The sequence below is a fragment of the Arthrobacter sp. Y3223065 genome, from assembly GCF_059090885.1.
Genome location: NZ_JBNHGC010000002.1, coordinates 25230 through 49140 on the forward strand (window position 1 = coordinate 25230; position 23911 = coordinate 49140).

General features: G+C 70.0%; 26 protein-coding genes. 14 read left to right on the plus strand and 12 right to left on the minus strand.

Annotated elements, in window-relative coordinates:
- Positions 1–28: 28 nt before the first annotated feature.
- Complete coding sequence (locus AC5RUK_RS04995) at positions 29–1909, plus strand: penicillin-binding transpeptidase domain-containing protein (protein WP_494151556.1); 1881 nt, start codon at positions 29–31, stop codon at positions 1907–1909.
- Between the two features lie 116 nt (positions 1910–2025).
- On the opposite strand, the gene AC5RUK_RS05000 is transcribed toward AC5RUK_RS04995, so the two are convergent.
- The 8 genes from AC5RUK_RS05000 to AC5RUK_RS05035 all read right to left on the minus strand — a co-directional run bounded on the left by AC5RUK_RS05000 (position 2026) and on the right by AC5RUK_RS05035 (position 7437).
- Complete coding sequence (locus tag AC5RUK_RS05000; RefSeq protein WP_494151557.1) at positions 2026–2568, minus strand: AMIN-like domain-containing (lipo)protein; 543 nt, start codon at positions 2566–2568, stop codon at positions 2026–2028.
- A gap of 401 nt (positions 2569–2969) precedes the next feature.
- Complete coding sequence (locus AC5RUK_RS05005) at positions 2970–3266, minus strand: acylphosphatase (RefSeq protein ID WP_493989700.1); 297 nt, start codon at positions 3264–3266, stop codon at positions 2970–2972.
- A gap of 52 nt (positions 3267–3318) precedes the next feature.
- Entirely contained in the window at positions 3319–3759 is a 441-nt protein-coding gene (locus AC5RUK_RS05010) for a VOC family protein (protein ID WP_494151558.1), read from the minus strand.
- A 142-nt stretch (positions 3760–3901) separates the two neighbouring features.
- Positions 3902–4150 carry a hypothetical protein gene (locus tag AC5RUK_RS05015; RefSeq protein WP_493989698.1) on the minus strand — a complete coding sequence of 83 codons (249 nt, stop codon included), beginning with the start codon at positions 4148–4150 and terminating at the stop codon, positions 3902–3904.
- A 428-nt stretch (positions 4151–4578) separates the two neighbouring features.
- Entirely contained in the window at positions 4579–4950 is a 372-nt protein-coding gene (locus AC5RUK_RS05020) for a glyoxalase superfamily protein (RefSeq protein ID WP_493989697.1), read from the minus strand.
- A 58-nt stretch (positions 4951–5008) separates the two neighbouring features.
- Complete coding sequence (locus tag AC5RUK_RS05025; protein WP_493989967.1) at positions 5009–5218, minus strand: hypothetical protein; 210 nt, start codon at positions 5216–5218, stop codon at positions 5009–5011.
- 130 nt (positions 5219–5348) lie between these two features.
- Complete coding sequence (locus tag AC5RUK_RS05030) at positions 5349–5801, minus strand: septum formation family protein (protein ID WP_494151559.1); 453 nt, start codon at positions 5799–5801, stop codon at positions 5349–5351.
- A 394-nt stretch (positions 5802–6195) separates the two neighbouring features.
- Positions 6196–7437 (minus strand): pyridoxal phosphate-dependent aminotransferase, encoded by a 1242-nt coding sequence (locus AC5RUK_RS05035; protein WP_493989696.1) that lies wholly within the window; start codon positions 7435–7437, stop codon positions 6196–6198.
- A gap of 160 nt (positions 7438–7597) precedes the next feature.
- On the opposite strand from AC5RUK_RS05035, the gene AC5RUK_RS05040 reads away from it, so the two are divergent.
- Complete coding sequence (locus tag AC5RUK_RS05040; RefSeq protein WP_494151560.1) at positions 7598–7996, plus strand: RidA family protein; 399 nt, start codon at positions 7598–7600, stop codon at positions 7994–7996.
- Between the two features lie 82 nt (positions 7997–8078).
- Here the strand turns inward: AC5RUK_RS05040 and AC5RUK_RS05045 are convergent, their stop codons facing one another.
- The gene (locus AC5RUK_RS05045; protein WP_494151561.1) at positions 8079–8549 is read right to left on the minus strand and encodes a carboxymuconolactone decarboxylase family protein; all 471 of its coding nucleotides are present in this window, start codon (positions 8547–8549) and stop codon (positions 8079–8081) included.
- Between the two features lie 81 nt (positions 8550–8630).
- On the opposite strand from AC5RUK_RS05045, the gene AC5RUK_RS05050 reads away from it, so the two are divergent.
- Positions 8631–9374 carry a DUF427 domain-containing protein gene (locus tag AC5RUK_RS05050; protein WP_494151562.1) on the plus strand — a complete coding sequence of 248 codons (744 nt, stop codon included), beginning with the start codon at positions 8631–8633 and terminating at the stop codon, positions 9372–9374.
- Between the two features lie 184 nt (positions 9375–9558).
- Positions 9559–10335, plus strand: a complete 777-nt coding sequence (locus tag AC5RUK_RS05055) for a sigma-70 family RNA polymerase sigma factor (RefSeq protein ID WP_493989692.1) — start codon at positions 9559–9561, stop codon at positions 10333–10335.
- Here AC5RUK_RS05055 and AC5RUK_RS05060 read toward each other — a convergent pair.
- Complete coding sequence (locus tag AC5RUK_RS05060; protein WP_494151563.1) at positions 10268–11284, minus strand: glycosyltransferase family 9 protein; 1017 nt, start codon at positions 11282–11284, stop codon at positions 10268–10270. The genes AC5RUK_RS05055 and AC5RUK_RS05060 overlap by 68 nt on opposite strands.
- 153 nt (positions 11285–11437) lie before the next feature.
- Here AC5RUK_RS05060 and AC5RUK_RS05065 point away from each other — a divergent pair, with 153 nt between their 5' ends.
- The 7 genes from AC5RUK_RS05065 (at position 11438) to AC5RUK_RS05095 (ending at position 18214) form a co-directional block, all read left to right on the plus strand.
- Complete coding sequence (locus AC5RUK_RS05065) at positions 11438–11977, plus strand: D-glycero-alpha-D-manno-heptose-1,7-bisphosphate 7-phosphatase (protein WP_493989690.1); 540 nt, start codon at positions 11438–11440, stop codon at positions 11975–11977.
- Entirely contained in the window at positions 11974–13041 is a 1068-nt protein-coding gene (locus AC5RUK_RS05070) for a glycosyltransferase family 9 protein (protein ID WP_493989689.1), read from the plus strand. The genes AC5RUK_RS05065 and AC5RUK_RS05070 overlap by 4 nt, the downstream gene beginning before the upstream one ends.
- On the plus strand, positions 13038–14042 hold the full coding sequence (locus tag AC5RUK_RS05075; RefSeq protein ID WP_494151564.1) for a glycosyltransferase family 4 protein: 1005 nt from the start codon (positions 13038–13040) through the stop codon (positions 14040–14042). The genes AC5RUK_RS05070 and AC5RUK_RS05075 overlap by 4 nt, the downstream gene beginning before the upstream one ends.
- Positions 14039–15301, plus strand: coding sequence for a glycosyltransferase (locus tag AC5RUK_RS05080; protein ID WP_493989687.1), 1263 nt, complete (start codon positions 14039–14041; stop codon positions 15299–15301). Before AC5RUK_RS05075 ends, AC5RUK_RS05080 begins: the two co-directional genes overlap by 4 nt.
- Before the next feature lie 134 nt (positions 15302–15435).
- Entirely contained in the window at positions 15436–16080 is a 645-nt protein-coding gene (locus tag AC5RUK_RS05085) for a D-sedoheptulose-7-phosphate isomerase (RefSeq protein ID WP_494151907.1), read from the plus strand.
- Positions 16077–17438 carry a PfkB family carbohydrate kinase gene (locus tag AC5RUK_RS05090; protein WP_494151565.1) on the plus strand — a complete coding sequence of 454 codons (1362 nt, stop codon included), beginning with the start codon at positions 16077–16079 and terminating at the stop codon, positions 17436–17438. The genes AC5RUK_RS05085 and AC5RUK_RS05090 overlap by 4 nt, the downstream gene beginning before the upstream one ends.
- Positions 17439–17512: 74 nt before the next feature.
- Entirely contained in the window at positions 17513–18214 is a 702-nt protein-coding gene (locus AC5RUK_RS05095) for an SDR family oxidoreductase (RefSeq protein WP_493989685.1), read from the plus strand.
- Here the strand turns inward: AC5RUK_RS05095 and AC5RUK_RS05100 are convergent.
- Positions 18180–19370, minus strand: coding sequence for a glycosyltransferase family 9 protein (locus AC5RUK_RS05100; protein WP_494151566.1), 1191 nt, complete (start codon positions 19368–19370; stop codon positions 18180–18182). The genes AC5RUK_RS05095 and AC5RUK_RS05100 overlap by 35 nt on opposite strands.
- Positions 19371–19740: 370 nt before the next feature.
- On the opposite strand from AC5RUK_RS05100, the gene AC5RUK_RS05105 reads away from it, so the two are divergent.
- Genes AC5RUK_RS05105 through AC5RUK_RS05115 form a run of 3 tightly spaced genes read left to right on the plus strand, consistent with a single transcriptional unit; the run spans position 19741 to position 23539 of the window.
- Positions 19741–21138, plus strand: coding sequence for an aldehyde dehydrogenase family protein (locus AC5RUK_RS05105; RefSeq protein ID WP_494151567.1), 1398 nt, complete (start codon positions 19741–19743; stop codon positions 21136–21138).
- Positions 21135–22685, plus strand: coding sequence for a D-glycero-beta-D-manno-heptose 1-phosphate adenylyltransferase (rfaE2, locus tag AC5RUK_RS05110; protein ID WP_494151568.1), 1551 nt, complete (start codon positions 21135–21137; stop codon positions 22683–22685). Before AC5RUK_RS05105 ends, rfaE2 begins: the two co-directional genes overlap by 4 nt.
- Positions 22682–23539 (plus strand): glycosyltransferase, encoded by an 858-nt coding sequence (locus tag AC5RUK_RS05115; RefSeq protein WP_494151569.1) that lies wholly within the window; start codon positions 22682–22684, stop codon positions 23537–23539. Before rfaE2 ends, AC5RUK_RS05115 begins: the two co-directional genes overlap by 4 nt.
- On the opposite strand, the gene AC5RUK_RS05120 is transcribed toward AC5RUK_RS05115, so the two are convergent.
- Complete coding sequence (locus tag AC5RUK_RS05120) at positions 23540–23878, minus strand: hypothetical protein (RefSeq protein ID WP_494151570.1); 339 nt, start codon at positions 23876–23878, stop codon at positions 23540–23542.
- Between the last annotated feature and the right edge of the window lie 33 nt (positions 23879–23911).

The following is a 23911-nucleotide window of genomic DNA, read 5'->3' on the forward strand; positions in this document are numbered from 1 at the left end:
ATTGCTTCGGCGCGCACTTGCACTCATCATGGCCCTGCTGCTGACGGTAGCGGTGGCTGCCTGCGCTCCGGAGCGGGAGTCGCCGGATCCGACCGCCCAGGCGCTGGCGGAAGCGCTGGCGGCCAACGACGTGTCGAAGGTACCCTTCGCCGATGCCACCGGCGCCCAGGTGCAGGAACAACTGGCCGGGCTGACCGAGGGCATGGGCCCGTGGGAGCCCGACGTCACCGTGACCGGCGTCGAAGAGGTCGAATCCAACCTCTTCCGGGCCACCCTTTCCTATGACTGGCCGGTGCCGGATGCGGAGCAGGGCTGGAGCTACACCACGAGGGCGGACCTGCACTACGCCGAGGACGCCTGGCAGGTCCGGTGGACGCCCCAAATCCTGGAGCCCTCGCTTGCCGAGGGCGAGCGGCTGGTGCTGTCTACCGAGGAGCCGCAGCGCGGCCAGATCCTCGACGCCGAGGGGAAGGCGATCGTCAAGAACCGTCCGGTCAAAATCGTCGGCATCGACAAGACAGGCCTGGACAAATCGGCCGTCGAGGACTCCGCGCGGGAGCTGGCCAAGCTGGTGGACATCGACGCCGCCGGTTACGTGGAAAAGGTTGCCGCCTACGGGCCGAAGGCTTTCGTGGATGCCATCACGCTGCGCGAGGACGCCTTCGACGACCTGGACCAGAAGAAGCTGAAGGACATCGACGGTTTCCTGTCGGTGGATGACCAGATCCCGTTGGCGCCCAGCCGCACGTTCGCCGCGCCGGTGTTGGGATCGGTGCGGGAGGCCACGGCTGAGGACATCGAGAAGTCCAAAGGCACGGTGGTGGCGGGCGAGACCGTCGGCTCGTCCGGCTTGCAGGCAGCCTTCAACACCGAGCTCTCCGGCACGCCGGGGGTCACGGTCTCCGCGGTCGGGCAGCCTGCCGAAGAAGGCGGCGAAGCTCCGTCCCGCCAGCTGTTCCGCCAAGATCCGGTTGGCGGCGAGGACGTGAAAACCACGCTGGTGCCGGACCTGCAGTCGGCGGCCGAAGACATCCTGGCCGACATCGACTCGCCGAGTTCGATCGTCGCGCTGCGGCCGTCGACCGGTGCCGTCCTGGCGGCCGCGAACGGACCGGACAGCGAAGGCTACAACACGGCGTTCCTGGGCCAGTATGCCCCGGGTTCCGCCTTTAAGATCGCCACCGCACTGGGCCTGCTGCGCAACGGCATGACACCCGACTCCGCCGTCACCTGTGATCCGGAACTCGTGGTGGACGGCCGCAGCTTCGAGAACGCGGACAGCTATCCCGCGGCGTTCACCGGCGAGATCACCTTGACCGAGGCCATCGCCCACTCCTGCAACACGGCGTTCATCGCCGAGCACCAAGAACTCTCCCAGGACCAGCTGGCGGACGCCGCCGGCGCCCTGGGCATAGGCATGAAGGCAAACCCCGGCATCGAGGCCTTCATGGGCCACGTGCCGCGCGAGGATACCAAGGGGACCGCGCACGCGGCCTCGCTGATCGGCCAGTCACGGGTGCAGACGTCCCCGCTGGCGCTGGCCACGTTAATGGCCGCCGTGGTGGAAGGCGGATCGGTCGTGCCCACGCTGGTGGACGGGCACGACCCCAAGGCCGAGCTCCCGGAGGCACCGGAGCTGACCGCCGAGGAGGCCAAGCAGTTGCGCACCATGATGCGCTCGGCAGTGGTGGACGGCTACCTGACGAACTTGGCCGACCTGCCCGGAAAACCCGCCATTGGCAAGACCGGCACCGCAGAGTACGGCTCGCAGGACCCGCCGCAGACCCACTCCTGGGTCATCGCCGGCCACGGGGACCTGGCCATTGCGGTGTTCGTGGAGGACGGCGAGCTCGGCTCCGAAACCGCCGGCCCGCTGGCCGAGGCGTTCCTGGAAGCCGCTGCCGGCTAGGCAATACACAACGACGGCGGTGCCCGCCCGAGGTGCGTGAATGCACCGAACGCGGGCACCGCCGTCGTCAGCGGAGGGCCGGGGCCGGACACCGGCCTGCCTGTAGCGCTTCAGGGCTACCAGCGGTGGGCCACGTCAATCACCAACCGGGACATGCTGCCCGGGCCATCCAGGGTGAAGACCCGGAACGGCAAGCGGGCGCGGACGCCGAGGCCGATGGTGGTGTACCCCTCGAAACTGCCGCCCCAGGAGAGCTGGCGGAACGTGGTGTAGCCGGTGACGTTAACCAGTTCCCTCGGGTTGGCTGGCCGGTAGGTGGCGTGCCCGTTGGAGTCGTACGCCGGAGCTTTCACGACCACCGCCAGATCGGCGCCGCCGCGCAAGGGGATCGCATGGCCGGAGCCTTGGGCCCGCACCGTCCCGTACCTCACCGAGTAGCCGGCCACATCGCCGCGAAGGTCAACGACCATGCGGTCGAAGCAGGCGTGCCGGCCGGTGCGGACGTTCGTTATGGGGGCGGTGGTGGTCCCCGGCGCCGACTCCGGCGTTGAGCCCCAGGTAATGCCGCAGTAGGGCGCTGCCGTGGCGGGGCCGGGCGCCACCAGTCCCAGACCGAGAACCAGCAGGATTACGGACAGCCATGTGGGGAGCTTGCGCATGGCACACCGCCTTTCAGGGGGGTGACAGATGCACTCAGAATAGGGGCGTTTTCCGCGAAGGGACCCGGCACCTTCGCGATAACGCCAAAACCGTTACGGCCCGCGGCCCCGGCATGCATTTCTTGATCCTTCGGTAACCGGAAACGCGCTCCGCCCGTGATCAAAGACCGTGATGAGGAAGTGTTACGTGATCTCGTAACATAAATTACATCGCTGATATTCAACGGGCGGCCAGTGGCATAATTCCAGCATTAGCCGGTTCGGACCCCCACTTTTTTGCCGGGCCGGCGAACCCCCAAGAGCCGGTCCCGCGTGAACATGCCGCGGGGCCGGCTCGACTTAAACGTCACACCACGACCAGCGGCGGAAGATCCCCGGCACGCCTCCGGGCCGGTGGGAAATCAGCCCACTTCAAAGCCGGTGAAGCCGCCCGTCGGCGGGGCGTACGTCGCTTCGACCGCGTCCACCCGCCCCGGCGCCGCGCCGGACTCAAACGCAGCCGCGAACTGCCTCACTGCATCCAGGGGGCCCTCTGCCACCACACCTACGGTGCCGTCTGCCTGGTTCACGGCCGAGCCCACCAGTCCCAGGCGTTCGGCGCGTTCCCGTGCCCAGTACCGGAAGCCCACTCCCTGGACACGGCCGCTCACCGTCGCGATCAGGCGGACGTTCCCGGTGGGTTCCTGTTGTTGGTGCATGCTTTGCTCCTGTTCGGGACCCCCGTCCGGCGTACGACGGCGCTGCCTCGCCTCATGCGGTGCCGGAACCGTAGGGGCGTGTTATGGCTTCCAGGAAGTGGCCGTTCGGGTCAGTGAAGTAGACGCCGCGGCCGCCGTCGTTGCGGTTGATTTGTTGGGGCCGGCTGCGGCCAGGGTCCGCCCAGTAGTCGATTCCGGCCGACCCTATGCGGGTGAGGATCCCGTCGAAGTCGTCCTCGGTGACCAGGAAGGCGTAATGCTGGGGCTGAACCTTCCCGCCTGCGTCCGCGTAGTCGAGTGCCACACCGCCCTCCAGCAGGACCGTCATGAAGTGCCCGAACATCGGCTGCGGCGGATCGAGGCCGAAGATCTCCGCGAAGAATTCCGCCGACGCTTTCTTGTCAGCGCCGTAGACGATGGTGTGGTTGAACGAGACGGCCATGGCTGCTCCGAAGGCGGTGGCCGGGGCGGTGGCCGGCCGGAATGCTGGCACCCATTCAACTCCGCCCGGGCCGCCGGGACAAGCGCGTGAACCCGGAAGGGTCAGGTTAACGAAGCAACGGACGACGCCGGCGCTGTGGTGAGTGCCGAAGCCGTCCGCTCCGTGGGCGGAGCTGTGCCGCCCCGTGGTGGTGTCAGCTCTTCTGTGGCAGCCGCCAGACGGTGCAGTCCTGCGTGCTGATGGCGCGGCGTGAGCCGTCCGCGTCATCGCGGATCCACACCAGGCCGACGCCGGGGGCGGTGCGGTCCACGCGGCCCCGGTACTGGACGGCGTTGTCCATCCGGGCCTCGACCGAATCGCCGCGGCGCAGATGCCCGAGATTGCGGATCCGGGTGGGGGTGGAATTGACCAGCGGGGACTGACCGGGTGCGGATGGTGTCATGCGTGACCTCCTGTGTCGTGACGGTAAGGGCGTGCTGTACCCGGCGGACCAGCCGTGCGGCTGACCCTGCCGTGGCAAAGTTCGGGGACTGCTTGGCAGGCGAAAAGGCGTCGGCTCATGCCGGGTGCCGGTGAGCGCTAACAGTAAGGGCGGGCATCGACCCGGCAGGGCGCGGGAAAGAGCGTCTCCGCTGAGCTCCTGCTGCAAACTCGGTGGTCCCTCAGCTGTCCGTTGGCAGTCTCAGTTTATGGAACACGCCCCGCGGGCCGGTTTATTCCGGGAGGAAGAAAAGTTTCTCCGGCCTTCCGTCGACGGCGCGGGCGCAACCAGGCTCCGGCCACGGCAGATGAAGGACGACCTCACACCGCGGCGGGGCGGTACGGCCCGCCTGGAAGCCTGGTCGCGGGGTGAGTGTGCGAACGGCACGTTCAGTTCGTGGGCGGCATCTGCTGCAGCGCCCAGGTGTTGCCGTCCGGGTCGCTGAAGTAGACGAAATTCCCCCACGGCTGTACGTCCACGGCGCTCGCCGCGACGTCGCGGCTGAGCAGTTCTTCCCGGGCCGCTTCGGCATCGGCAACGACCATCTGCAGCCCCTGCTGCGAGCCGGGCGCCATCTCCGTGATGCCCTCGCCGATCACGATGGAACAGGCCGAGCCGGGCGGCGTGAGCTGCACGAAGCGCAGGCCTTGGCTTACCTGGTGGTCGTGGTCGGCGTTGAAGCCGACCTGCTCCACGTAAAACTTCTTGGCCCGGTCGACGTCGGTGACCGGCACGGCCACTAGCTCGAGTTTCATTTCCATGACGGACACGCTAGCGCCGGCAGGGCACTCGGCGGTAGGGATCGGCGTGGGACTGCGGTCAGGCCCTGTCCGCAACCAGATGGAGCCGGTACCCCTCGGACTTTTCGAACAGACGGCGTGGTTGTAAGCCACTGTTGGCCAGCCAGACGATGTCCGCATCAAGTGTCACCGCATCGACTCTTCCGGTGCGCAGCAGCGTTCCGTCCCTGTACACCTCCACCAGCGTGCCGGGAACGAGGTCCCAGTTTTCGAGCGGGGTCTCAGGCATGGTGGTGCTCCTCGGATCGGGTTATCGGCCGCGCATCTCTCCTCCACCATCCGGGCGGGCGAGGGCGGCCACAAGGGATCCAGCCGCATGTTCACGATGAATTCACGCACCTGGCAGCCGGCGAGGCCGGCTAATTCCCGAAATAGCCGCGCTCCAACAGGGAGCCGGGGTAGTACAGGCAAGCGGAGGTGCGCTCACCGGAATCCCAGTCCGCTTGCGTGGGGAACAAGATCCGGTGGGTACCGTCCGGAATCAACCGCGCTTCGAGAAACTGCAAAATCACGTCGCCGCACAGTGGCCCGGCCTGGCGTTCCAGCGCTGACTGACCCGGAAACAGTTCGCCGGCGTGTGTGACGGTCCCGAAAATCTCGCCTTCATGCGGCTCCTGGCAGGGCACCTGAAACAACGCGGTGGTCGTAGGGCCGGAGGAATACTCCCAATCGAAAAACACGCAGTCGCCGACGGACGCCTCACCCAAGGCCGAGGGCCCGACACCGGAAGACCATTGGGTCGCCAGGAACTCGTCGATGTAGGCCTTCGTGCCCTCTGGATCTTCTGCTCCGACAGTTTCCGCGGGTGTCACGGTCGGGCGGCCCGGCCGGGGAGAGGCCAGCCGGATGGAGCTGTGGGATGTACCGCCGGCCGAACCGGCGGTGTGCTCGCCGTCGGACGCTGCCGCGGTCGGACTCGCCGTCCCTGCCGCTGCGGCTCCTGCCTCCGCCGCCGGTTCCGAGCAACCCGTGAGCAGCAGCGCGCATAGCGCAATAAGGGCGGCCGTCGGCCTGGTCTGCATGTTCCCCCGATGCCCGGCACTACAGCCGCCCGACCGGCGGCTGAAATTGTCAGCAGCCTAGCAGGCAAGTGCGGTCGGTCCGGGGCACGCTCTGCTCACAGGTCCACGCGCTGGACGCGGCCGACCGGGCGCGCGGCTTAGGCCGCGCCGGCATGTTTGCTTCACCCGGCGGGCCGGGCCGGCTCTAGACGGCGGCAGCGGCGTCGGCCGTCTTCTTCCGGTGGATGGCCAGGAAGGAAGAAATTCTGCGCACCGCCTCTTCGATATCCTCCACCGACGGCAGGATCACGAACCGGAAGTGGTCCGGCGTGGGCCAGTGGAAGGCGGTGCCGTGCGAGACCAGGATTTTCTCCTCCTCGAGCAGGTCCAGCACAAACTTCTCGTCGTCCTCGAAGGGGTAGACCGCAGGATCGAGCTTGGGGAACAGGTACATCGCCCCGGCCGCGGGGACACAGCTGACCCCCGGAATCTGGTTGAGCAGCCGGCAGGCCAGGTCGCGCTGTTCGTGCAGCCGGCCCCCGGGCTTCACCAGGTCGCCGATGGACTGGTAGCCACCCAAGGACGTCTGGATGGCGTGCTGCGCCGGGACGTTCGAGCACAGCCGGAGCGAGGCCAGCAGCTCCAGTGATTCGCGGTAGGCCGCGGTCTCCGCGCGCGGCCCGCTGATGGCCACCCAGCCGGCGCGGTAGCCGGGCATCCGGTACGCCTTGGACAGCCCGCTGAAGGTCAGCACCGGCAGGTCGGGGGCCACGGAGGCGGTGTGGATGTGGACGGCGTCGTCGTAGGTGATCTTCTCGTAAATTTCGTCGGAGAACAGCACCAGATCGTGCTTGCGCGCCAGGGCCGCGAACTGTTCCAGCACGTGCCGCGGGTACACGGCGCCGGTGGGATTGTTGGGGTTGATCAGCACGATCGCCCGCGTCCGGTCGGTGATTTTGGCTTCGACGTCCGCCATGTCCGGCCACCAGTGGTTGTCCTCATCGCAGAGGTAGTGCACGGCCTTGCCGCCGGAGAGCGTGACCGAAGCCGTCCACAGGGGGTAGTCGGGCGCGGGGATCAGCACCTCGTCGCCGTTTTCCAGGAACGCCTGCAGCGTCATGGAGATCAGCTCGGACACCCCGTTGCCGATGAAGATGTCCTCCACGCCGATCTGCATCAGGCCCTTGGTCTGGTAGTACTGCGAAATGGCCGTGCGGGCGGAGAAGATTCCCTTCGAATCGCTGTAGCCCTGGGCGTCGCGCAGGTGGTGGATCATGTCCACCACAATCGACTCCGGCGCCTCCAGCCCGAACGGCGCCGGGTCGCCGAGGTTCATCCGCAGGATGCGGTGGCCCTCCGCCTCCATCTTCTTGGCGGCGTGCAAAATAGGGCCGCGAAGTTCGTATCGGACGTTCTGAAGTTTGCTGGAATGTTGCATCGGACGCATGCCCCATTTTTTCACACAGTGCATCGGGCGTTCATGTGGGCTTCACCACTGCGCGGGTCTGGTGCCCGCTGCTGCAACCGCCTACCGTGGTTACGCTCCCGCACGGGCGCCGCACGCGGTGCCCGTCCAGCGCACCGGAACCGGAAGATGGAGGAAAGCCATGACCCTCACGCACATAAATCCGGCGGGCATGTTCCGCAGTCCGGCCTTTTCCCAGGGCGTGCTCGTGGACGGCCCCGGCCGGCTGCTGATCGTCGGTGGCCAGAACGGGATCAACGCGGACGGCGAGTTGGTCAGCGATGATCTTGCCGGCCAGACCAAACAGGCGATGCGCAACGTGCTGGCGGTCCTCGAGGAGGCCGGTGCAACGCAGCAGGACGTGGCCAAGCTGAACATCTACCTCGCCGCCGGGCAGGACGCGAACGAGGGGTACGCCGCGGCCGCGGAGGTGTGGGGCCGGGTGCCGACGGCGATCACCGTCCTGCAAGTGGGCTCTGCCCGGCCAGGCGTGCTGGTCGAGATCGACGCGCTCGCCCAGGTCCCGCTGCGGCCTGAATAGCCGCTGCCCTCGTGCGGCGCCAGGCCGCGCCGCCGTCGTGAGCCGCGCAGCGCGGTGTGCCGGCGTGTGCCGCCGGGGCTGGCTACTGCGGCCGGACCGGATGCTTGCTGACGATGGAGACGCGGTTGAAAGCGTTCATTGCGACGGTGATCCAGCTGACCGCGGAGAACTCGTCGTCGGTAAGTTCCTCGCGGGCTGCGGAGTAGGCGCGCTCCTGGCTGTGGTGGTCCGCCAGTTCGGTCAGCGCCTCGGCCAAGGCCAGCGCGGCGCGTTCCTTGTCGGTGAAGACCTCGGTGTCCCGCCAGGACGGAAGCACGGAGAGGCGTTGCGCGGTCTCGCCTTCGCCCAGGGCAAGCCGGGTGTGCATGTTCAGGCAGTAGGCACAGCCGTTGATCTGCGAGATGCGCAGGTTCAGCAGTTCCACCAGTTTCCGGTCCAGGCCGGCTGCCTCGGCGGCGTCGGCGACCTTGAGCGCGACCCCGTTCAAGGCGCGGTGGGCCGTCGGTGTCTGCTTGTCGATGTAAAACCTGGCCGGACGTTCCTCGGTGCTCACTCAAAGCCTCCTTGTTGCTGGGGGTGACCTCCATTCTGACAGCACTGCCCGCGGCGGCACGATCGGAGTAGCGTGTGCCACATGGAATTCGAAAGGCCCTTCACGGAACCGACCGCGCGGCGCATCCGGGTGCGGCTGGGCGGGAGCCTGGTGGCGGACAGCACCCGGGCCAGGCTGCTGGTCCAGTACGACACCGGCAGCCTGCCCACCTACTACGTGCCGCGGGAGGACGTGGCGGAAGGCGCGTTGTCCAATCCGCACACCGGGCGGGCGGGGCAGCAGGTGTGGGACGTGGCCATCGGCAGCAAGAGGGCCGAAGCCGGGGCGTGGGAGCATCCCGACCCGTCGGGCGAACTGGGCGGCGCCCTGGCCGGGCATGTGACGTTCTCGTGGCGCCAATTGGAATGGTACGAGGAAGACGAACGCGCGCTGGTACACGCCCGCGATCCCTACAAGCGGGTGGACACGCTGCGCAGTTCGCGCCGGGTCCAGGTCTATCTTGAGGGCGAGAAAATAGCTGACAGCATCCGGCCGCTGATGCTCTTTGAGACCCACCTGCCCGTCCGCTACTACCTGCCCGCCGACGACGTGCGCACTGACCTTTTGGAAGCCAGCGACGCGGTGACCAGCTGCCCGTACAAAGGCCAGGCCAGGTACTGGTCGGTTCGCGTCGGTGAGAACATCGTTCACGATGTGGTGTGGAGCTATCCGGAGCCGATCCCGGAAAACCCCAAGATCCGAGACCTTTTCTGCTTCTACAACGAAAAGGTGGACCTGGTGGTCGACGGCCAGGCGCAGGAGAAGCCGGACACGCCCTGGTCCTGATCCGCTGACGAAACGCCTGAGCGGCCACCGGCCTGCTTCTGCTGCTTATACCTTCTTCTCCGCGGAGAAGAAAAGACTTTTGCGCATTTTTTCGGCGGCGACCTGTTGCATAATCAGCATGCTTATGTTCTCTTGGGGGAGAAGCGGTTCTGGTCGCGCACTTCCAACAGAGGGTGGGCTTCTGATGCAACACAACGAGAAAGACATACAGGTTTTATTCCGCAAGGCGAGACGCGCCAGGGGGTCCCTGCGCGCCGCCCTGGAAGAGGAGCTGGTGCTGGGGCACCTGGGCATTGCCGAGGGGATAGCCCGCAACTATTCCGGCCCCGGCCGGGAGCTCGATGACCTAAACCAGGTTGCGCGGCTGGGGCTGCTCAAGGCGGTCCGCGGCTTTGACCCCGACCACGGCGCGGACTTCCGCGCCTACGCAGCCCCCACGGTCCACGGCGAACTGAAGCGCTATCTGCGGGACAGCTCGTGGATGATCCGCCCACCGCGCCACCTCCAGGACCTGCGGACGGCGGCGATCAAAATGACGTCCGAACTCGCCCAGCGGCTGGGCCGCGAACCCGGGCTGCAGGAGCTGGCCGACGCGCTCGCCGAAAGCCCGGAAACGGTCGCCGAAGCCCTCAACTGCCACGGCAGCCTGCGGCCGGAATCACTGGAGGGGACCCCCGAGGGACAGGGCCTGGCCGAGACGCTGGCTGCCTCCGACGGCGGGACCGAACGGACCGAGGAACTGTTGATGCTTCGGGGCGCCATCCGCGAGCTGGAGCCGCAGGAACGGCAGCTGCTCTTCTACCGCTACTTCCAGGAGGAGTCCCAGCGCCGCATCGGGGAACGTATCGGCATGACGCAGATGCAGGTCTCCCGCGCGCTGGCCAGGATCCTGGTCAAGCTCCAGCACCGGGTGCTGGGGGAACGGCAGGCCCCGGCCCGGCAGCGGATGCGGACGGCGTAGCTACCGGCAATTGCGCGACGGCGGCCAGGACGTCGTCCCGGCTGACGGCCAGCAGGGCGGGGTCCGGGTCCGCGGAGAACGTGTCGCCCACCCGCAGGCTCTCGTCGGTCAGGACCGTATGGGGTCCGGGCGGCGGACCCCAGACGCTGACAGGTGCCGGCCCGAAAATGACCACCGACGGCCGGGCATAGGCCGCGGCCAGGTGGGCGGCGCCGGTATCGGCGGAAATCACGACGGCGGCCTCGGCGATCACCGCGGCAAACTCCGCCAGTGGGAGGGTTCCGGCGACCACGGTGTCCGGACCCAGCCCGGCCAATTCGGCCACCGCCTCTGCCCGAGGCCGTTCCGCCGTGCTGCCGGTGAACAGGATGCGGTGTCCCTGGGCTGCCAGTTCCCGAGCGACCGCGGCAAAGCGCTCGGCGGGCCACAGCCGGCTGCCGTAGGCGGCACCGACATGAAGCACCGCCGCTCCCGGGCAGGGGCTCTGGACGGCGGGTTTGTCCAGCCGGTAGTCGAGCGGATCCGCGTCGATACCGTGCCACTGCAGCAGCCGGGCCCAGCGCTCGCGTTCGTGCACGCCTTCCGGCCATTGGGGGCCGTCCCATCCGTGGGCCTGGTGGCCGATGCGCACCGCGGGCTGCAGGGCTTCCAGCCGGCCGCGGCTCTCCGGCCCGTTGCCGTGCAGGTTCACGGCGATCTCCACCCGGCCGGGAGCCAGTGCCAGCGGGACATCGAGTCCATGGGTGGCCAGCAGGTCGTCCACCGAGCCGGTAAGTCCGAGGATGGGCCGCAGCCAGGCTTGGGCGGCGTAGATGATCCGGTGTTCGGGGTAGGCCGCGCGCAGTGCCCGCAACGCCGGAACCGCGACCAAAAGATCGCCCAGCTTGAGCGCCCGGAGTACCAGCAATTCCGGGCGTCCGTCCCGTTCAAGTCCTTCAGGTTCTGCCACTTCACCCGTCCTTCCTTCCGGCTGTGCCCATCCTCCCAGATGCCCGCACCTCACGCTTCCAGCGGCAGCGGTTGCCGCGGCGGGAAGTGTGCGACACAAAAGTAGTAGCAGGAGAAGTGTTTAGGTCGCAGCCGTGCTGGGAACAGTGCTGGTATGAGCACAACTGCCGCATGCCCGCCGCGGGCCATCCTGTTCGACCGGGACGGCACGCTGGTCACGGACGTGCCCTACAACCCGGACCCCGCGAAAGTCCGGCCGGTGGCCGGCGCCCGGGCGGCCGTCGATGCGGTCCGCACCGCCGGGTTGCCGTGCGGGGTGCTCACCAACCAGTCAGGCATCGGCCGCGGCCTGCTGAGCCGGGAACAGGTCGACGCCGTCAACCTGCGGGTGGAAGAGCTGCTGGGACCGTTTGACGTCTGGGAGATCTGCCCGCACAACCCGGACGACGGATGCCCCTGCCGGAAACCGCAGCCCGGCATGATCCTGGCGGCCTGCCGCCGGCTCGGGCTCGATCCCGCGGAGGTGGCCTACGTCGGGGACATTGGGGCCGATGTCGAGGCCGCTGCCGCCGCCGGCGCCACCGGCGTCCTGGTACCGACCCCGGTGACCCGGCGCGAAGAGGTCGAGGCCGCCGCCGTGGTTGCCGAAGACCTCGCCGCCGCGGTGTCGCTGCTGCTGGAGGGCCGGCGGTGAGCCGTGTGTTGGTGGCGCGGCTGGACAGCGTCGGAGACGTACTGCTGGCGGGTCCGGCGGTGCGGGCAGTCGCGGCAGGCCACGGTGGCAGTCCCCGCGACGTCATGATGCTGTGCGGCCCGCAGGGCAAAGCCGCCGCGGAATTGCTGCCCGGCGTCGCGGGCGTTTTCAGCTGGGCCAGCCCGTGGATCGTCGACCCCGCGCCGCCGGCAACCCGGGAACATGTCGCCGCGCTGGCGGACTGGGTGCGGGCCTCGGAGATCTCCGAGGCCGTCATCCTCACGTCCTTCCACCAGTCGCCGTTGCCGCTGGCACTGCTGCTGCGGTTGGCCGGCGTCGGCCGCATCACCGGCGCTTCCGTCGATTACGCCGGGTCGCTGCTGGATCAGCGGCTCCGGCCCGGCGAGGACTTCCCGGAGGACCAGCCGGAGGCCGAACGGGCGCTGCAGATCGCCGCTGCCGCCGGGTACCGGCTTCCAGCCGCCGACGACGGCCGGCTGCAGGTGCGCGGTATTCCGGATACCTCGGACCTGACCGGCGGCGAGCCTTACATCGTCGTTCACCCCGGCGCCTCCGTTCCGGCGCGGGCGTGGCCGCCGCTGCACCACGCCGCCGCCGTCGAACTGCTGATCGGCGCCGGCTACCGCGTGGTGGTCACCGGCGGCCCGCAGGAACAGGAGCTGACGGCGACCGTCGCCGTCCCCGGCGCGCTGGACCTGGGCGGGAAGACCGACCTGCGGAACCTGGCGGGGGTCCTGGCCGGCGCGTCCGCCGTCGTGACCGGAAATACCGGGCCGGCCCACCTGGCGGCGGCCGTGGGCACCCCGGTGGTGTCCCTGTTCGCGCCGGTGGTTCCGGCGGTCCGCTGGGCACCGTACAAGGTACCGCTGGAGCTGCTCGGCGACCAGAATGCGCCCTGCCGGCTCAGCCGGGCACGCACCTGCCCGGTTCCCGGACATCCCTGCCTGGCCCAGGTGGCACCCGAAGAAGTGCTCGAGGCTGTACAGCGGCTGACCCGCGGCGTGACGTACCTGTCCGCCCGGAGAAAGACGAGGAACGCATGAAGATCCTGCTTTGGCATGTCCACGGCGGCTGGACCGACGCTTTTGTGCGCGGCCGCCACGAATACCTGCTGCCCGCCACCGCCGAGGGCGGGCCGTGGGGCCTGGGCCGCGCCGGTCGCGACTGGCCGTCCTCGGTCCGGGACGTGCACCCGGACCGGCTGCGAGACGAAGCCCCCGACGTCGTGGTCCTGCAGCGGCCTGAGGAGATCGAGGAATGCGAGCGGCTGCTCGGCCGCCGGCCGGGACGGGACATCCCGGCGGTGTTCCTGGAGCACAACACTCCCAAGGGGGACGTGCCCAACTCGCTGCACCCGCTGGCCGACCAGCAGGACATGACCGTCGTGCATGTCACCCACTTCAACCGGTTGTTCTGGGACTGCGGAACGGCGCGGACCACGGTGATCGAACACGGCATCGTGGATCCCGGCCCGCTCTACACCGGGGAACTGGAACGCCAGGGCGTGGTGGTCAACGAGCCGGTCCGCCGCTGGCGCGTGACCGGAACGGATCTGCTGCCGGCCTTCGCCGAGGCAGGACCGCTGGAAGTCTTCGGCATGGGCGCCGACCAGCTGGGCGCCGCCACCGGGCTGGGCCCGGACCGGCTGCGGGTGCACGGCGACCTGCCCGGCCCGCTGCTGCACGCGGAACTGGCCCGTTGCCGCCTCTATCTGCACCCGCTGCGCTGGACCTCGCTGGGCCTGGCGCTGCTGGAAGCCATGCATCTGGGCATGCCGGTTCTGGTGCTGGCCAGCACGGAAGCGGCCCGGGCCGTGCCGCCGGAAGCCGGCGCCATCTCAACGGATGTGGACCAGCTGCGCCGCGAGGCGGCCCGGCTGCTGCGGGACCCGGAGGAGGCCGCAGCCCGCGGCGCCGTGGCGCGCGAGGCGGCACTGCGGAACTACGGGCTGCAGGCCTTCCTGGACAACTGGGACGCCCTGCTGGCAGAGACCACGACGCGCACCGGACGGGCCATTGCCGCCAACGAGAGGAGAGAGCCGTGAGGATATCGATGGTTTCCGAACACGCCAGCCCGCTGGCCGCGCTGGGTGGTGTGGACGCCGGCGGCCAGAACGTGCACGTGGCGGCCCTCTCCGCCGCACTGGCCCGGCGCGGGCACAGCGTGCGCGTCTACACCCGCCGCGATGACCCGATGCTTCCCGCCCGCGTGACCATGCGGCCGGGAGTGGAAGTGGTCCACCTCAACGCCGGACCGCCCGAGCCGGTCGCCAAGGATGAACTGCTGCCCTTCATGGGCCAGTTGGCCGACGGGATCAGCGCGGACTGGGCGGACACACCGCCGGATCTGGTGCACGCGCACTTCTGGATGTCAGGGGTGGCGGCCCTCGACGCCGCCCGCCGCCCGGGGAGCCCGCCGGTGCCGGTGCTGCAGACCTTCCACGCGCTCGGCACCGTGAAACGGCGGCACCAGGGCGCGCAGGACACCAGCCCGGCCGAGCGGGCCTGGCTGGAACCGTCCGTCGGCCGCAGCGTGGACCGCGTCATCGCGACGTGTTCGGACGAAGTGTTCGAGTTGGCGGCCATGGACATCCCGCGCGGCAATATCTCCATTGCCCCCTGCGGCGTGGACCTGGGACTCTTCAAGGCCGACGGCGAGGCCGAGCCGCGCGGCCGCGCCCACCGCATCGTCGCGCTGGGCCGGTTGGTTCCGCGCAAGGGCATCGACCTGGCCGTGCAGGCCCTGCGGTTGCTCAAGGACCAGGGACTGGACGACGTCGAACTGATCGTGGTCGGCGGCGCCTCCGGTGCCACCGGGCTGGCGTCCGATCCGGAAGCGCAACGGCTGCGCGGCCTCGCCCGCGGGCTCGGCGTGGAAGACCAGCTGGTGCTGCGCGGCCAGCTGCCGCGGGAAGAAATCCCGGCGGTGCTGCGCAGCGCCGACGTCGTCGTCTGCGCGCCGTGGTACGAACCGTTCGGGATTGTCCCGCTGGAAGCGATGGCCTGCGGCGTCCCGGTGGTCGCGGCCTCGGTCGGCGGGCTGATCGATACCGTGGTGGACCGCAAGACCGGCCTGCACGTACCGCCGCGCGATCCGGCGGCGGTGGCCGAAGCGGTGGCCGAGCTGCTGGCGAATCCCCAGCTGCGCCGCGAGCTCGGCCGCGCCGGCCAGCAGCGCGTGCGGAACCGCTACTCCTGGGACCGGGTGGCCGCCGACACCGAGAAGGCCTATCACCTGGCGGTCAGCAGGGGCTCGGGCGCGGTCGCCGCCGGCGTCCGGCAGCTGGAAGGGGAGGCACTGTGAAGCGCCCGACCGGCATCGCCAAGACGGCAGCACGGACCACGGCGCTGGCCGCGGCCGCCCCCGCCGCCCCTGCCCGCACGGAGGCTTACGTGCGGCCGCCCGGGCCGGGGCCCGCGGGACCCGCCCTGGTTCCGGTGCCGGCGACCGGCCCGAAGCAGGCCGGGACCGAAGCGGTGGACGCGGTCCTGGCGCACCTGCAGGCGGTGGCGCCGGCGGTGGAGTCGCTGCGCGCCCAGGCCGGCCAGCTGGCCGGTTGGGGAACCGAGCTGGCCCGGCGCCTGATGGACGGCGCACGCCTGCTGGCGGCCGGCAACGGCGGCTCCGCGGCGGAAGCCCAGCACCTCACCGCCGAACTGGTGGGCCGGTTCGACGGCGAACGCCGGGCCTTCTCCGCCATCTCGCTGCATGCGGAGACATCGGCGGTCACGGCCATCTCCAACGACTACGGCTTCGACCAGCTGTTTGCCCGGCAGGTCCTGGGCCACGGCCGGGCCGGCGACGTGCTGCTCCTGCTGACTACCAGCGGCAAGAGCGGGAACCTGCTGCGTGCGGCCGAAGCTGCCCGCAGCATCGGCGTGACCTGTTGGGCGCTGACCGGCCAGGCACCGAACCCGCTGACCCTGCTGTGCGACGACTACGTAGCCGTGGAGGCTGCGCCGGCCAATGTGCAGGAAGGCCACCTCATGGCGCTCCACGCCCTCTGCCGGGCCTTCGACGCCGAGGTGGCACGCCTTGAGGCAGGCACCGCCGGCGGGCGCGGGCAGGGAGGCCGGCCATGAGGATCGTAGTGGTGGGCGACGTACTGCTCGATGCCGATGTGGAGGGTGCGGCAACCCGGCTGAGTCCGGACGGACCGGTGCCGGTGGTTGATGCCGCCGAAACGACCTACCGCGCCGGGGGAGCCGGGCTCGTGGCCCGGATGTTGGCCCGCGACGGCCGGGACGTCCTCCTGGTCACGGCGATCTCCGACGACGGCGCTTCCTCCCGGCTGCACGACGCCCTGGACGGCGTCCGCGTGGTCGCCGGACCATCCGGCGCCCCAACGCCGGTGAAAACCCGGATCCGGGCCGGCGGGCAGTCGGTGGTCAGGGTGGACGAAGGCTGCGCCCCGGCACCTGTGCCGGTACCGACACCGGACATGCTCGACGCGCTCGGGACGGCCGACGCCATCATCGTGGCGGACTACGGCCGCGGCTTGGCGGCCGCACCCGCGCTGCGCGACGCCCTGGCCTCGCTGGTGCACCGGATCCCCGTGGTGTGGGATCCGCACCCGGCAGGCCCGGCCCCGGTCGAGGGCGTGGCCGCCGCAACGCCGAACCTGCCCGAAGCCCTGCGCATCGCCGGCCAGCGGGACAACGGCACCCGGGAAGCGGCACTGGCCGCGGCGGAACTGCGTTCACGGTGGAACAGCAGCGCCGTCGTCGTCACGCTCGGCGCGGAAGGAGCCCTGATCCAGTCGGACGGCGACCTGCCGCAGGCCGTTCCCGCCCCGACGCTGGAGCCGGCCGACACCTGCGGCGCGGGGGACCGGTTCGCCGCCTCCCTGGCGGTGGCGCTGGCCTCCGGGCAGCCGCTGACCGCCGCGGTGGAAGAGGCCGTCGGACAGGCGGCGGCTTTCCTCGCCGCGGGCGGGGTGGCATCGCTTCGGCGGGAAACCGCCCCGGTCCCGCTGCGCGGGCCGGGGGTAGGCGCCATGCGCGTTGCCGCGCAGACCCGCGAAGCCGGTGGCACGGTGGTAGCCACCGGAGGCTGCTTCGACTTGCTGCACGCCGGCCACGCCAGGACCCTGGCCGCCGCCCGGAAGCTGGGCGACTGCCTGATCGTCTGCCTTAACTCGGACGATTCGGTCCGCCGCCTCAAAGGCGAAGAGCGTCCGATCATGAACCAGGAGGACCGGACCGAGCTGCTGCTGGCGCTGGAGTGCGTGGATGCGGTGCTGGTCTTCGACGAGGCCACCCCCGAAGCGGCGCTGGAACGGCTGCGCCCGGACATCTGGGTCAAGGGCGGCGACTACACCGCGGACCAACTGCCCGAAGCGCGGCTGCTGCAGTCCTGGGGCGGGCAAACCGTCACCGTGCCCTACTACCCGGCGCGTTCCACTACCGGCCTGGCCGCCGCCCTGGCGAAAGTCGGCTGAAACGCGACCCTGCTCCGCGCACCCGGCGGGCGGGCCGGACCAAAGAACCATCCCCGAACCTGAGGAGGAAAAACATGAGCATTGCACCAACGAACCCCGGGCGCGTCCTGGTCACCGGCGGAGGGTCCGGACTGGGAGCCGCCGTCGTGGAGGCGGTCCTTGCCGCCGGCGGCACGCCGGTCGTGCTGGACCGTGACGTCAGCCGGGTGGGCCAGGCGAAGAGCATCGAGGTGGACGTCGCCGACCGCGCCGCCGTCGAAGCGGCAGTGCAGCAGGCCGCCGATACCCTCGGCGGGCTGGACGCCGTCGTGACGGCGGCCGGGATTGACCGCTGCGGACGCCTGGAAGATGTACCGGCCGAAGAATGGGAGAAGGTCATCGGCGTCAACCTGATGGGCACCGTCTCCGTGGTGCGCGCGGCCCTGCCGCACCTGATGTCCTCCCACGGGCGCGTGATCACGGTCGCCTCGTCGCTGGGGATCAAGGCCGTCTCCGACGCCACCGCCTACTGCGCCTCCAAGTTCGGTGTGGTCGGTTTCAGCCGGGCGCTGGCGGCCGAAACCCGCGGCCAGGTCGGAGTGACCACCATGATTCCGGCCGGCATGAAGACCAGGTTCTTCGACGACCGCACCGAGCAGTACAAGCCGCAGGACGACTCCCGGCTTAACGATCCGGAACGGGTGGCCGATGCCATCATCTTCGCCCTGTCACAGCCGAAGGGCTGCGAGGTGCGCGAGATGGTCATTTGCCACGAAGAAGAAGACTCGTGGCCTTAAGCTGGCGCAGGTCCGCGTAGACATCCTCTGCGCGGACCTGATCCGTCAGGGAGAATTCGTGGCTGCAGCGTTCGGCAGTCCAGCCCACTTGCCTCAGGTCGGAGCCGCAGGCCGGGCACTGCGTCATCCAGGACATGTGGATCCGGTGCATGGTCCGGCCCAGTGCCCCGGCCATGATCATGTTGCCGGCCCAGTAGATGCCCACCGTGGGCGTTCCCACCGCCTGCGCCAGGTGCCGCGGCCCGCTGTCATTGCCGACCATCACGTCGCTGGCGCGCAGCACGGCGGACAACTCATCCAGCTCCAGCCGGCCGGCCACGGCGTCGATGCTGCCGCCGCTGCCGGTTCCGGCCGCCGCGCGGCCCAGGCGAACCACTTCCTCGGCCAGCGCCACGTCGGATTGGTCGCCTACGACCAGGACCTGGCACCCGTCGTCGGCCGCCCATGCAGCCACCTGGGCAAACTCCGACGCCGGCCACCGACGCCGCGGGTCGGTGGCGCCCGGGTGGATGGTCACCAGCGATGGCCTGCCTTCTTCGAGCAGCCCGGCCAGCAACGCCTCTTCGTCGGCCAGGGGCTGCAGTTCCGGCTGCAGCGCGGCCGGAGCAGCGCCGGCCAGGCCCACCACCTCCAACGCGCGCAACACCTCGTGCTGGTAGTACAGATACGGGATGGACCGCTCGAGCGCGGCCGCGTCGTCGGTCCGGGTGCCCACAGTGTGCCGCGCGGCCAGTTCCAGCAGGAACGGGTTCGAGTTCCGGCCGCCGCCGTGCAACTGCACGGCCAGGTCGAACTGCTCGGCGCGCATCCGCTGCTGGAACCGGGCGGTGGCCTGCGGCTCCTCCGGTCCCGGGCGAACCCCGTGGGCGAACGGCAGCGGTTCCACCCGGTGCACCGGGCCGGGCCTGCCGCGAAACAGTGCGGCGTGGGCCTCGGTGCCCAGCAGGGTCAGGCTGGCCTCCGGATAGGCGGCAGCCAGCGACTCCAGTGCCGGAACCGAAAAAAGCACGTCGCCCAGTCCTCCGCCCCGGAGCACCGCAATCTTCCGCACACCCTCGAAGGGCTCCAACACTGGTCCGATGCCCCGGCCATGCCTGGCCTCGGTACTGAGCCTTTGGTCACCGAAAGCGGCGCCGCCTGTGGGGGAATCAGCCATCTCCACCTCCTGAATCAACGTCCCGCGCCGCCGCGCATCCACCCGGCGCGCGGGTTTCAGGCCTGCCGCAACCCTGCGAACCCGCCCCCGCGAGCCCCTCGTGAACTTCACCCTAGGGTGCTTTCGACCCGCTGGCCAGAGCCCGAATCGGGCCCGGAGGCACAAACCGGCCAGCAGGAACCGGCTCCACACCGATGCCTGAAACCGCGCGGTGTGTCTGAAACCGCGCGATGCGGGGTAGGGAACCAGTACCACGCATTGTTGCCGGTGTTGCGTGCCCGTGGCGGGCACTGCACTGCGGCTGCGTGACCGTGGACTTTGGCCAGACACCAACGGGCGGGCCCAGGCCGCCGTGGAGGGGAGGAGCAATATGACCACCGATTCCGATACTGCCCGGGATTTTGCCTTGTTTCAGGTGCACGACCCGAGGGACGGCAGCCTGGTGGGCAGGCTTGAGGAAACGAGCCCCGACGAGGTGCGGGACGCCGTCGCCGCCGCCAAGGCTGCCCAGCCCGGCTGGGCGGCCACCGACGCTGCCGCCCGCGGCGAACTGCTGGAGGCGGCCGCGGCGGCCTTGCAGGAGCACTCGCAGGAACTGGCCGAGATGAACGCGCGGGAAACCGGCCGGCCGGAACATGAAGCCCTGGAGGGCGTGCTGGCCGGCGCCGGGACCCTGCGGCAGTACGCCCAGCTGGGCCCCGTGCACCGCGGCCGCAGCCTGCGCGGCGGTTCGCTCGCCGCCGACTACACGGTGAACGAACCGCGGGGCGTGGCGGCTGTGCTCACGCCCTGGAACGATCCGGTGGCCGTGGCAGCCGGGCTGCTGGGTGCCGCCCTGGCCACGGGAAACACCGTCCTGCACAAACCAAGCGAACGCTGCCCGCATCTGGGCGAGCTGCTCGGCCGGATTCTCGCGGACGTGCTGCCGCCGCAGGTCTTCACGACGCTGACCGGCGGGCCCGCCGTCGGAGCGGCGCTGGCCGGCCATCCTGATGTCGATGTGATCGCGCACGTCGGATCGAGCCTCACCGGCGCCCGGATTGCCCGGGCGGCGGCGCTCACCGGCGCCCATGTGATCCGCGAGAACGGCGGAAACGATCCGCTGATCGTCGACGCCGGCGTCGATCCGGCGTGGGCGGCGGAGCAGGCAGCCATCGGGGCGTTCGCCAACAGCGGGCAGATCTGCACGTCGGTGGAGCGGATCTACGTGCACCGCGACGTCGCCGGCCCGTTCTGTGAAGCGCTCGTCGCCGAGGCCCGCACCCGCAACGACGCCGGACTGATGGCACCGCTGGTGGACCGCAGGCTGCGGGATAGCGTCAACGCCCAGGTGGCAGAGGCGCTTTCGCTCGGTGCGACGGCTGCCGAGGGCGGCTCGGTGCCCGGGGGGCCGGGTGCCCATTATCCGGCCACCGTGCTGCTGGACTGCACGGACCGAATGACCGTGATGCAGGAGGAGACCTTTGGCCCGGTGGCCCCGGTCCGGGTGGTGGACAGCTTTGACGACGGGCTGCAGCTGGCGGCGGAGGGCCGGTACGGTTTGGCCGCCACGGTGCTGACCGCGGACCTGGAGCATGCGCACCGGGCCGTAGCGGCGCTCCAGGTCGGCACGGTTAAGATCAACGCCGTCTTCGGCGGCGCGCCGGGCGGTTCCGCCCAGCCCCGCCGGGACAGCGGCGACGGGTTCGGCTACGGCCCCGAACTGCTGGACGAGTTCAGCGCGGTGAAGGTGGTCCACGTCGGCCTGCCCGGTGGGGTGCGGCCATGAGCACGCCCCTGTCGGACGTTTCGGGGCTGGCCGGCTGGTTGCCGGCCCGGCTGGCTGAGGCCGCACCGCAGGTCACCGTGGTGGGCGACGTGATGCTGGACGGCTGGTTCAGCGGCCGGATCGAACGGTTCTGCCGGGAAGCCCCCGCCCCGGTAGTGGACATGACCAAGCGGGAGTACGCCCCGGGCGGCGCCGCCAACACGGCCATGAACCTCGCCGCCCTCGGGGCGCGGGTGCGCATTGTCGGCCTGATCGGCGGGGACGACGCCGGCCGCCGGCTGGGTGCCCTCCTTCAGGGTGCGGGGGTGGACATCTCGGGGCTGGTGGAACACGAGGACGTCCTGACCACCACGAAGTACCGCATTATCGGCGGCGACCAGATCATGCTGCGGCTGGACGAGCGCACGGAGCGGGTACCGGAAGCGGCGCAGGAGCGGCTGGCCGCAGCAGTGCCGGACGCGCTCGCCGGCAGCGACGCCGTGGTGGTCTGCGACTACGGATCCGGCGCGTTGGGCGACGCCTTGCGCAGCGTGCTGGCGCGTCACCGCGACGGCCGGCTGCTGGTGGTCGACGCCCACGACCCGCGGCCCTGGTCGGCGATCGCGCCGGACCTGGTCACTCCGAATGCCGCGGAAGCTGCCGCGCTGCTGGGCGTGACGCTGGATCCCGACACGGACCGGGCCGCCGCCATAGCCGACCATGCCGGGGAGCTGCTGCAGGCGACCGGGGCGGGCGCCGCCGTCGTCACGCTGGACAAGGACGGTTCTTTCCTGCTGACGCCCGACGGCGGAACCCACCGCACCTGGGCCAGCCCCGTCACCGAGAAGCAGGCTTCGGGCGCCGGCGACACGTACGTGGCCTGTCTGACCCTGGCGCGGGCCGCGGGACTGCAGCTCAGCACGAGCCTGGACCTGGCCCAGGCCGCCGCGGATGTAGTGGTGCGCCGGCGCGGCACGTCGGTCTGCGGCACCACGGACCTCGCCGCGCACCTGGGCAGCTTCTCCGACGCCGCGCTGGATGCGGAGGCGCTCGGGCAAGCGGTCGCCGCCGAGCGGGCCTCGGGCAAGCGCATCGTGCTGACGAACGGGTGTTTCGACGTGCTGCACCGCGGGCACACCCGCTACCTGAACCAGGCCAAGCAACTGGGCGACGTGCTGGTCGTGGCGCTGAACAGCGACGCATCCGCCCGGCGGCTGAAGGGACCGGACCGGCCGATCAACCCGGCCGCCGACCGGGCCGGCATCATTGCAGCCCTCAGCTGCGTGGACTACGTGACCGTCTTCGACACGGACACGCCCATCCCGCTGATCGAAGCGATCCGCCCCGACATCTACGCCAAGGGCGGGGACTACTCCCCGGAGATGCTCGAGGAAGCGGCGGTGGTGGAGGCCTGCGGAGGCGAGGTCTGCATCCTGGACTATGTCTCCGACCACTCCACCACGGCGGTGGTCCGCCGGATCCGCGGCTCCGCGCCCGCGGCCGAGACAGGTACCGCGCCGGAGGCGGGAGCGGATCCGGCGCCCGCCTCGGGAGCCGATTCTGCGTGAGCCGCAGGAGTTCAGCCAGCTGGGCCCTGGCTTCAGCGGAATCAGGGCCTGAGCTGGACGTGTTGGTGCCCAGCTACGGCCGGGAAGCGGAGCTGGCGGTAACGCTCGCCGGGCTGGCGGCACAGGACGGTCCGGCGTTCTCGGTCATCATCAGCGACCAGACCGACGGCGCCGCCGCCTGGGAGCACCCGGCCGTTGGCGCCATGATCAGGGTGTTGGAAGCGCAAGGGCGCCCGGTCCGGCTGGAACGGAATCTGCCCCGGCGCGGGCTGGCCGAGCAGCGCGACTTCCTGCTCGGGCTTGCCACGGCTGAACTGGTGCTGTTTCTGGACAACGACGTGTGGCTGGAACCGGGCATGCTGGCCCGGATGACAGCGGCCATTCGGGAGGCGTGCTGCGGGTTCATCGGTGCCGCGGTGCAGGGCATGTCCTACCTGGACGACGTAAGGCCGGGGGAGCAGGAACCCTTCGAACTGTGGGACGGTCCGGTGCGCCCCGAGCGCATCCGCCGTGCGGACGACCGGTTCGGCCGCTGGCAGCTGCACAACGCGGCAAATCTGACGCATATCGCCGCCGAGCTGGGAATTCCGGACGGCGGCTGGCGGCTGTACAAGATCGCGTGGGCCGGCGGCTGCGTGCTGTACCGGAGGAGCGCGCTGCTGGACTGCGGCGGCTTCGGGTTCTGGGAGGAGCTGCCACCAGCCCACGCCGGCGAAGATGTGGTGGCGCAGCTAAGGGTCATGGAACGCTACGGCGGTGCCGGCATCCTGCCCTCCGGTGCCGTGCACTTGGAATCGCCGACCACCGTCACCGATCGCTCCATCGAAGCCGCGGACGTCGTGCTGCGGGATTAATCACCCGCCAGCCACCTGCCCGGCGTCCTCCCACCCGCCGCCGACCGTATAGCTGGCGACCAGCGTGCCCGCGCCGGGCTGCATCGAGTCGTCGGGGTCGTCGTAGAGCTGCGCCGTGTCCGCCTTGCTGTTGGACAGGATGGACTCCGCCGCTTCCTTGGCCTCCGCCAGCGACGCCCCGAACACCTCGCTGCGGGCGGGCAACTGGTCCGTGCGGACGATTTCCGCATCCGTTTCGCTCAGCGGGACCGTATAGCCGCGGTGTTCTTCGCTGATCGGGAACTCGAAGCTTCCCTCGTCCGGCCCGGCCGGGATGGTGTACTCCAGGTAATAGGACATGGCGGTGCTCCTTTCGGCGCTGGTCGGCCGCCG

What these genes read in the sequence shown, in the direction of transcription:
- AC5RUK_RS04995 (WP_494151556.1), top strand. Translation starts at nt 29, where the DNA reads ATGGCCCTGCTGCTGACGGTAGCGGTGGCTGCCTGCGCTCCGGAGCGG.
- AC5RUK_RS05000 (WP_494151557.1), bottom strand. Translation starts at nt 2,568, where the DNA reads ATGCGCAAGCTCCCCACATGGCTGTCCGTAATCCTGCTGGTTCTCGGT.
- AC5RUK_RS05005 (WP_493989700.1), bottom strand. Translation starts at nt 3,266, where the DNA reads ATGCACCAACAACAGGAACCCACCGGGAACGTCCGCCTGATCGCGACG.
- AC5RUK_RS05015 (WP_493989698.1), bottom strand. Translation starts at nt 4,150, where the DNA reads ATGACACCATCCGCACCCGGTCAGTCCCCGCTGGTCAATTCCACCCCC.
- AC5RUK_RS05020 (WP_493989697.1), bottom strand. Translation starts at nt 4,950, where the DNA reads ATGGAAATGAAACTCGAGCTAGTGGCCGTGCCGGTCACCGACGTCGAC.
- AC5RUK_RS05025 (WP_493989967.1), bottom strand. Translation starts at nt 5,218, where the DNA reads ATGCCTGAGACCCCGCTCGAAAACTGGGACCTCGTTCCCGGCACGCTG.
- AC5RUK_RS05035 (WP_493989696.1), bottom strand. Translation starts at nt 7,437, where the DNA reads ATGCGTCCGATGCAACATTCCAGCAAACTTCAGAACGTCCGATACGAA.
- AC5RUK_RS05040 (WP_494151560.1), top strand. Translation starts at nt 7,598, where the DNA reads ATGACCCTCACGCACATAAATCCGGCGGGCATGTTCCGCAGTCCGGCC.
- AC5RUK_RS05050 (WP_494151562.1), top strand. Translation starts at nt 8,631, where the DNA reads ATGGAATTCGAAAGGCCCTTCACGGAACCGACCGCGCGGCGCATCCGG.
- AC5RUK_RS05055 (WP_493989692.1), top strand. Translation starts at nt 9,559, where the DNA reads ATGCAACACAACGAGAAAGACATACAGGTTTTATTCCGCAAGGCGAGA.
- AC5RUK_RS05065 (WP_493989690.1), top strand. Translation starts at nt 11,438, where the DNA reads ATGAGCACAACTGCCGCATGCCCGCCGCGGGCCATCCTGTTCGACCGG.
- AC5RUK_RS05075 (WP_494151564.1), top strand. Translation starts at nt 13,038, where the DNA reads ATGAAGATCCTGCTTTGGCATGTCCACGGCGGCTGGACCGACGCTTTT.
- AC5RUK_RS05090 (WP_494151565.1), top strand. Translation starts at nt 16,077, where the DNA reads ATGAGGATCGTAGTGGTGGGCGACGTACTGCTCGATGCCGATGTGGAG.
- AC5RUK_RS05095 (WP_493989685.1), top strand. Translation starts at nt 17,513, where the DNA reads ATGAGCATTGCACCAACGAACCCCGGGCGCGTCCTGGTCACCGGCGGA.
- AC5RUK_RS05100 (WP_494151566.1), bottom strand. Translation starts at nt 19,370, where the DNA reads ATGGCTGATTCCCCCACAGGCGGCGCCGCTTTCGGTGACCAAAGGCTC.
- AC5RUK_RS05105 (WP_494151567.1), top strand. Translation starts at nt 19,741, where the DNA reads ATGACCACCGATTCCGATACTGCCCGGGATTTTGCCTTGTTTCAGGTG.
- rfaE2 (WP_494151568.1), top strand. Translation starts at nt 21,135, where the DNA reads ATGAGCACGCCCCTGTCGGACGTTTCGGGGCTGGCCGGCTGGTTGCCG.
- AC5RUK_RS05120 (WP_494151570.1), bottom strand. Translation starts at nt 23,878, where the DNA reads ATGTCCTATTACCTGGAGTACACCATCCCGGCCGGGCCGGACGAGGGA.